The organism is Mariniflexile ostreae (genome assembly GCF_042427585.1).
Classification (GTDB): Bacteria; Bacteroidota; Bacteroidia; order Flavobacteriales; family Flavobacteriaceae; genus Pseudalgibacter; species Pseudalgibacter ostreae.
This window is the reverse complement of sequence record NZ_JBHMFC010000062.1, coordinates 1-8,923: the sequence shown is the minus strand read 5'-3', so window position 1 is coordinate 8,923 and position 8,923 is coordinate 1. Positions and strand designations below refer to the sequence as shown.

Sequence of the window (8,923 nt, the reverse complement as noted above, 5' to 3'; positions counted from 1 at the left end):
TTTCATAAGTGTGTAAAATTTAAAATTAATAAATAAAAAATCTCAGGCTAAATATTAACCTGAGATTTTAAAACTTACACACTTTATGAGATACTGCCTTTTTATTTTTTAGACTCCATACTTTTTTTTTATTTTTATATGGATCTTTTTTAAGATTTTTAATATAAATATTTCAGAAAGCATTTACAATATAAAATAAATGCCACAAAATTATGGAACACGGATATATCATACTGTCAATTGTAGCTTTACTCTTTATTAGTATTTATGGTTTTGCCTATTTTTCTACTACTTTAGACAAAAAACGAAGAAGAAAAGCAGAGAAAGCGGAAATTGAAAAGGAGGAGCGGAAGCTTATTGAAAACAGAAAAAAACAAGCGCTTAGAGACGAGAAACTGCTTGAGTCGATGCGAAGGAGAGAAGAAATTCAAGAAGAGTTAAAAATGTTAGAAGTTATGAAGCGAAACCGTGAACGTAAGCAAAATGCTTGTTAGTTCTATTTTTATTTCCTTTCTAAAAGAAGCCCGTAAACGATATCGTTTACGGGCTTCTTTTTTAGAGAGAAGAATGAAGGCCGTTGCAAGGAGTTGTGTAATCTTTCAAATATTCATATCTTTTTTTCATGGAATTAGTAACACCCCAACCCTAACTTTTAATGACACAGTGCCATTTTTATTCTTTAATAGTTTCAATATATCGTTTAATATATTCTGTAGGGCTCATACCATATTCTTTATTAAAACATTTACTAAAATATTTTTGGTTGTTAAAGCCGGTCATATAGGCCACTTCAGAAATGTACATTTTATTCTGTTTTAATAATTGTTCGGCGCGTTTTAATTTAATGGTTTTTATGAAATTTACGGGCGTTTCATTTAAAATGAGTTGAACTTTTCTATATAAATTAGCACGACTCATCCCTACCTCGGAGGCCAAAAACTCTACGGTTAATAAGTGATTATTAAGATTGTCTTCAATAATTTTAATAAGTTTTTTTATTAATTTTTCATCATTCGAATCCACTTCAACATCTACAGGCGCTGTGGTAATGACTTTACTGTATTTTTCTTTCAGATTTTGTCTCGTTTTAAACGTGTTTTTAAGTTTCCATTGTAAAAAGTCCAAACTGAAGGGTTTTTCAATATAGTCGTTCGCACCCATGCTCATGCATTTTATTTTTGTTTCATGGGAGTTTTTAGCCGTGAGCATAAAGATGGGGGTATTGTTAAATTCTGGATTATCTTTAATTTGTTTCAACATGGAAATACCATCTTGAATAGGCATTAAAATATCGCTTATAATTAAATCTGGTTTTTCCTTTAAGACGGTTTGGTAGCCTTCTTGTCCGTTACTGGCTTCAACAATGGTATATTGGGAGCTCAGTTCTGTTTTCACCATATCTCTTAAATCATCATTATCCTCTACAATAAGAATTTTTATTTTTTTCGATTTTTGATTGTTGTGTTCCTCAATGAAGGCAGAAGCAGTTTTGTCGATGACTTGAAATTCCGAGGATTTTATGAAATTTCTTTTTAAAGGCATTCCTGTATCGATGCGTTCTTTTTTATGGTATTTATTTTTAGAAATAGGAAGATAAAACGTGAATTCTGTAAAAATGTGTTCTTCACTTTCAACAGTTATGGCACCATGATGCCTTTCAATGAGTTTGTGTACAAGCTCCATGCCAATACCCGTGCCTGGAATTTGATTTCTTTGGGATTTAGTGGCTTGGTAATAGCGGTCAAAAATATAGTTTAAATCCTTTTTAGGAACTCCAAGTCCATTGTCTTTAATAGAGCATTTAATATGCTTTCCATTCAAGGTGTTTTCTCGAATAAGGCTATTATTTAATTTCAATAATTCTAGTGATACTGTTATCTCTCCATGCTCTTTGGTATATTTAAAGGCGTTGGAGAGTAGATTAAATAATATTTTTTCTAGAATATCAACATCGTACCAGCCCTTAATTTCTTTTTCAGGTGATATGAATTCGTACTTTATATTGTAATTATTTGCAAAGTCGTTGAATGCTTTTTTAATGGTACTAATATCGTCTACAATATCATTTTTAGAGATGTTTAATTTTAATTTACCCTCATCAAATTTTCGAATGTCCATTATTTGGTTGATCAAACGGTGCATTCTTAAGGTATTATTGTAAATACGCTCTGATTTTGCTGGACTTAAAGTAAATTGTTTTTCTTTAACTACTTTTTCAATCGTGCCTAAAATTAGAGACAGTGGGGTTCGGAGCTCATGAGAAATGTCGGTAAAAAACACCATTTTCATTCTATTGTGTTCATTGTCTTTCTCTCTACTGATGGTTTCTCTTAATAAATTTTTCTTTAATACATACCACCTTCTTACCAGTATGCTAATCACGTATATGATACATAATGTTATGATAGTATAAATAATTAATGCCCATGTGCTTTGCCAAAAAGGGAGTTGAATGGTGAAAGTAACTTTGGTGGGTTCCTCATTCCAAACACCATCATTGTTGGAGCTTTTAACCATAAAGGTATAGGTGCCAGGATCTAGATCGTTATAATTGGCATTCCGGTTGAATGCATCGGTATATACCCAGTAGTTGTTCAGGCCTTCCAGCTTGTAGGCATATTCGTTTTTATTGGGAGCCGTAAAGTCTAAAGATGAAAAATTGAAATATATATTGTTCTGTTTATAAGGAAGTGAAATAGGTTTATCTGAATGAATATTGATTGCTTGAGCTGAATTTCGTGTATTTTTAAAAGTACTACCTTCCACATCCCCCAGTGTGGAAAAATTAGTGATTACCGTCTTGGGTACTGTTTTTTGAGGCGTTAATCGTTGCGGGTACACGCTATAAAAACCATTAGTACAGCCAAAATATAGTATGTTATTGTCGTTGTTTGTATCACTAGAATTAAAAATAAACTGATTTTCATTAATACCATCTTCAACGCCGAAGGGGGTAAATCGTTGCGTTTTTATATTAAATAATAAGAGACCATCTCTTGTACTCATCCAGATGTTTCCGTAAGAATCTTCTTCTATGGCGGAAACTATTTTTGGACTGTTCGCTTGAATGTCTTTAAAATTTTGAAACGTATCGGAACTGTTTTGATACCTATTGATACCACCACCTCGGGTACCTATCCAAATATCTCCTTTTTTATCTTCATGAAGACTTAAAATAGCGTTGGATGTTAGCCCATTTTTAATATTGGGTAAATAATGTTTATAATTTTCTTCAGTTAGGTCAATAACATATAGACCTTCACCACGGGTACCTATCCATAATTTGTTTTTTTTAGTTAATAAGAATGTGGACGTGTGATTTCCCTTAAATTTTTCAATAAGCATTTTTTTGAAATCGGAAATTTCATTATCGCTATTAATGATGTCAATACCACCGTTCCATAAAGCAATCCATACCTCGTTTTTATTTATAGGAGTAATGTATTTGATGGTGTTATTGTATGATTTAAGTTTTTCTACCTCTAAATTAGTAGCATTAGGTTTGTAGTTTTTTGATTTATAAATACTAAAATTATCTGCAATTAAGAGCTCGGTTTTATCATAATTCTTTGTTACAATCGTTACATCTTTAATGCTGGTGTTTATCTTGGAATTTTTTTTTGTTATAGGGTTGAAATTGTATAATCCTTCTGATGAGCCTACAATTATATTCGTATCCGATTGGTTGTATAAACTGGAGGTTAAGCTGTTATTAATAGAAATTTGATTGTATTCAAAAAGGGAGGTTCTTCCTAAATATTTATTGATTCCTTTAAACGACCCAATCCATAAATTATCAAAGTCATCATATAAAGTTGAGGTGATATGATTGTTTAACAAATGAAAGTTGTAAGAATCCTTAATGTGGTGGGTAAAATTGTAAACATTATCTTCTCTAAAAGCTTTTATTAAACCATCCGAGGTGCCAATCCATACATTCTTGTTTTTTTTATTAATAGCTATGGTTGTTAAAATCCCTTTGGAACTAAACGGTTTTAAAATGGTTGAATAACTTTCAAGAACTTCTAGTGCAGCATCCGATTTATTATAACCCATAATATACAGGTCGTTTTGGGTAATAGCTAGAATTTTATTATTTCCAAAAAATTTCATGTCTACAATGTTTTTATTAAAGTTTGTTTCTATGAATTTACCTTCATTATTTAAAATAGCGATACCATTGGATGTTCCAACCCATTGTCTGCCAAACTCGTCTTCTATTAAAGTATTAATGTCTTTAAAAAAATTATATAATTTTAACTTATTTTTATTGCTATAATCCGCCTCTAAACTTACCTTATTAATATCTGCATTAGGTATAACCTCAATAAGCCCCACGCCTTTAAGGTTCATCCATATATTACCATCCTTCGTTTTGTTTTTGGCAATGGATGTAATGTTTTTAAGGAAGCCTCTAAACTTGTTTTCTTTTCTATTATAATGTATGAGATAACTTTCACTACCTATCCATAAATTTTGATACGCATCTTCAATAATAGAATTTATATTATTATTGGGTAGTGAATAGGAGTCAAAAACGTCATATTGATATTGTATTAAATTATGACCATCATAGCGATCTAACCCTGAATTACTGCCTATCCATAAATAACCAAAGCTGTCTTTAAATAATACATTTACTTTTTTGTTGAATAAAACACCATGAATATCAAGCTCGTAAAAATTTACAGTGTTTGCCTGCCCATGTGATACAGTACCACAGAAAAGTATGATTATTGAAATAAAGCATTTAAAAATGAGTGTGGTGGATTTAAAGTTTCTCATAAAAAAGAACGGAGTAGTAATGTCTAATTAGTGTGTTTAGTTATATTTTGAGACAATTTACAAAAGATATTTTCAATTTTCATACTTTTCCTTTCCGTAAAAGGATGTAAAATGTTGAATTAAGGGGAGGTAAATGTTGCACGTCGCGCTCTTTGTGTACCTTATTTGCCAATGCAACATTTATAGGTCGTTTTTAGGAAATTCCTCTTTTATATTAATGATATATTTGAATGGATTGAAATATATGTTTAAAATCCTGTATTATTATCTGTAATCAAATAAAAAAAAACGAATGAAAAAAGGTGTTATTTTGCTTTCAGTGATGTCTCTGGTTTTGGCATTTTCATGTGGTAATAAAACTAAAAATACTCAAGAAATTTCTGAGTTAACTCACGAAAACCAGAAAAAGCCCAACATTATTTACATTCTTGCAGACGACCTTGGTTATGGCGATTTAAGTAGCTATGGCCAAGAGAAATTTAATACGCCTAATATTGATAAGTTAGCCGCTGAAGGCATGTCTTTTACACAACACTACGCCGGAAATACCGTATGTGCACCATCAAGATCAGCTTTATTAACAGGAATGCACACCGGACACACGCCCGTTCGGGGAAATAAAGAAATAAAACCGGAAGGCCAATATCCTATTCCAGATGCTACCTACACATTAGCAGAAGCGTTTAAAAAACAAGGATACACCACAGGTGCTTTTGGTAAATGGGGCTTAGGCTTCCCAGGTTCGGAAGGCGATCCAGTCAATCAAGGTTTCGATACTTTTTATGGATTCAACTGCCAGCGTTTGGGCCATCATTATTATCCTTATCATTTATGGTCTAATAGAGATTCTATTGTTTTAACAGGAAATGCTGGACATAAAAAAGAGCAATATGCCCCGGCGTTAATCCATGATAAAACTATGGAGTTTATAGAAAATAATAAGGATAAACCGTTCTTTTTATATGTGCCCACCATCATTCCACACGCCGAATTAGCAGCTCCAGAATCTTATATTGCTAAACATAGAGGGAATTATGAGCCAGAAATCAGTTTTAAAGGTACCGATGATGGACCCGAGTACCGCCAAGGTCAATATGAATCTCAAAAAGATGCGCACGCCACCTTTGTCGCTATGATAGAAGTTTTAGACAATCAGGTGGGTGAAATTATAGCAAAAGTAAAAGAATTAGGCCTTGAAGACAATACCATTATTGTGTTTGCATCAGATAATGGTCCGCATGAAGAAGGTGGCGCCGATCCTGAATATTTTAATAGTAACGGCCCTTTTAGAGGAACCAAAAGAGATTTATATGAAGGTGGCATTCGTGTTCCTATGATTGTGAAATGGCCAGGGAAAATAAAACAAGGTAGTAAAACCGATTTAATATCTGCTTTTTGGGATGTGTTTCCTACATTCTCGGAAATTGTAGGATCAACAGTTCCTAGTAATATAGATGGAATTTCATTTTTACCAACATTATTAGGTAATGTAAGTGAACAAAAACAGCACGAATATCTGTATTGGGAATTTCATGAAAAAGGCGGCAGACAAGCCATTCGAAAAGGCAATTGGAAAGCAGTGAAGTATAATGTTTTAAAAAAACCGAATGCAGCTATCGAGTTGTATGATCTTTCTAAAGATATAGGAGAAAAAAATAATGTGGCTAGTAAATTCCCTGAGATAGTTAAAGAGATGGAAGCTATTTTAAAATCGGCTCGAACGCCATCAGATGTGTTTACGTTCAATCAAGTGTCATTTTAAATAATATTAATAAAAATCATTTATAAATCAACTTCTATTTATGTTTCTCAAAAACAGATATATTATTTTATTTATTTGCTTATTTCAAGTAGTTAATTTGTGGTCTCAAAATTTAAAAACCATTGAAATTGATACGACACTAGGGCATACTATTAATAGAGGCGCTAGTGGTTTTAATGTGCGAATTGCAGACAAAGTATGGAGTTACACGCATCCCGATTTTATTGAAGCTGTAAAAGAGCTGAAGCCAGGATGGTTACGCTATTTTTCTGGAACTATGGGCGATGCTTTTAGTAGCGCTACAGGGCAATATGATTTAGATTATATTGCAATGTTCGATCACCAAAAACCTTTTTTAAAAGGACATCGTTTTGTAGAGGTAAAAGGCCCACATAGGGTAACAGATTTATATCAGCTCTTGGGTGAAATAAATGGTAAACTTATTATAACAGTTAACGCTTTTTCAGAAAGTCCTGAAATGATTTTGGAATTAGCCCGTTTTTGTAAAAACAATAATATAAAAGTAGAAGCTTGGCAGTTTTGTAATGAACCTTATTTTTATGTGCCTAACCGAAATCGTTATTGGTGGAATGATGGTTATGACTATGCTGCAAAAATGCAACCATATGCGGAAGCTATCAAACAAATTTTTCCAGAAGCCAAGTTAACCCTGAATTATACATGGGATGGGGTTTGGACGTTTATGAAAGAAATTAATCGATTTCAAAAAGAACATGGTGCTTATTGGAACGTGTTTTCTAAACATTCGTATGCACCACATACCGGTAAAAAAGAAACGTTAGACGAGGCCTATAAACGCGGAAATACTAAGTTAATTGAAGCCACTTCAGCTTCTGCCATGCAACAAATAGAAGATTATACATGGAAGGATATTCCTATGGTCATTACGGAATTTGGGGTGTGGAATAGGCCTTTAAACGGTATTTATTCAAGTATTTATAACATCGAATATGTGATGCGTCAATTAGAGCATACAAATACAGAGTATGTTGGTGCCCATGAGGTAAGTGATAAATTCGTTCCACTTCATAATAAAAATAAAATTATAGAAGATGCGTATGAGCGTGGTTTGGAAATAAATACAGATACCATAGTTACCGGAATTCGTAGGGATTTGGAAGGTAAAGCATATAAAATATATCATGAAGCGACAAATAATTCGGAGTTTCTATATAGTACAAATATTACTAATGCCCCTCAAGTTGCAGGTTTATCCAATACGGATGCTAATGGTATGTTTGCACAAACATACCAAGGTAGTAATGGCTATAATTATCTAGTTGTAACCAACAGAAGTGGAGAAGCTAATAGTTTTCAAGTAAAAACAAATGGTAAAATACTAAATCAAGAATTTTTTACTACATATATTTCAGCAGATTCTTTAAATACCAATAACACAACTATTCAAGAAGCGCGTTATAAAAACGGAATTATAGCAATAAAACCTTATAGTATTTCAGTAAGTAAATGGAAAACAAATAATAAGACATTGCTACAACCTACTATTTACCAAGCAAATGTAGTTAAAGAAGGTGTTTTGTTAAAATGGGGAACCATTGAGGCAGCTACAAATTATAAAATATATTATGGTACAGATGTTTCAAATTTAGATAAAGTCCAATTAGTAACTAATCAGGATAGGGCGTTAATAAAGGGTGTAGAATTGAATGCATCCTACTTTTTTAAAGTGGAAGCACTCAATAATGTAAATAATAGTGAGTTGTCTGACCCTGTTTCTATAGCTTATAAATTGCCTAATAAAATAAAAATATATAAAGTTTCTAGACGTGATGATGCGGTTACACTTTTCTGGAAAAGTGTGCCCAATGCCACAAGTTATTTAATTAAATACACGGACGAAAACGGAAAAGCCATAGAAATTGACACCAAAAATGTGTTTGGTTTTAGAATGGAAGGTTTTAAAGATAACACAGAATATAAATTTACAGTAACCGCTTATAACGGTTTGGGAAAAGGAATTTCTTCAGATACCGAGACTGTTTTAGTGAGTTCGAGAGTGCCGTTAAGTCCGAGAAACGTTTCAGCAACCATAACATCGTTAAACACGATTGAAGTAAGATGGTTTGCACAAGATAACGTACTGCCAAACACCTATTATAATGTGTACAGAGGTGAAAAATCACACCAGTTTACTAAAATAGCGAGTGGCGTTAAAGACACTATATATATTGATAAAACGGCAGATAGTAAATCACAATACTATTACACTGTAAAAGCAGAAACCGAAGCGGGAGAAAGCAATTTTCATCCCAATATAGCTACTGCTTTTTCAGTGGAGAGTAATGAGAAAATAACCATTCAATTTATCGAAACTCAAAGCGAAGGTTATATGGT

At 32.6% G+C, this 8,923-nt stretch carries 4 protein-coding genes; 3 read left to right on the top strand and 1 reads right to left on the bottom strand.

Annotation, left to right across the window (positions count from 1 at the left end; all coding sequences use genetic code 11):
* The first annotated feature begins 212 nt into the window (after positions 1–212).
* On the top strand, positions 213–494 hold the full coding sequence (locus ACFFU9_RS10735) for a hypothetical protein (RefSeq protein ID WP_379861440.1): 282 nt from the start codon (positions 213–215) through the stop codon (positions 492–494).
* 178 nt (positions 495–672) lie between these two features.
* On the opposite strand, the gene ACFFU9_RS10730 is transcribed toward ACFFU9_RS10735, so the two are convergent.
* Positions 673–4,785, bottom strand: coding sequence for a two-component regulator propeller domain-containing protein (locus ACFFU9_RS10730; protein ID WP_379861439.1), 4,113 nt, complete (start codon positions 4,783–4,785; stop codon positions 673–675).
* A 292-nt stretch (positions 4,786–5,077) separates the two neighbouring features.
* On the opposite strand from ACFFU9_RS10730, the gene ACFFU9_RS10725 reads away from it, so the two are divergent.
* Positions 5,078–6,547, top strand: a complete 1,470-nt coding sequence (locus tag ACFFU9_RS10725; protein ID WP_379861438.1) for an arylsulfatase — start codon at positions 5,078–5,080, stop codon at positions 6,545–6,547.
* Between the two features lie 40 nt (positions 6,548–6,587).
* The coding region (locus ACFFU9_RS10720; protein WP_379861437.1) for a fibronectin type III domain-containing protein at positions 6,588–8,923 on the top strand (2,336 nt) is incomplete at its 3' end.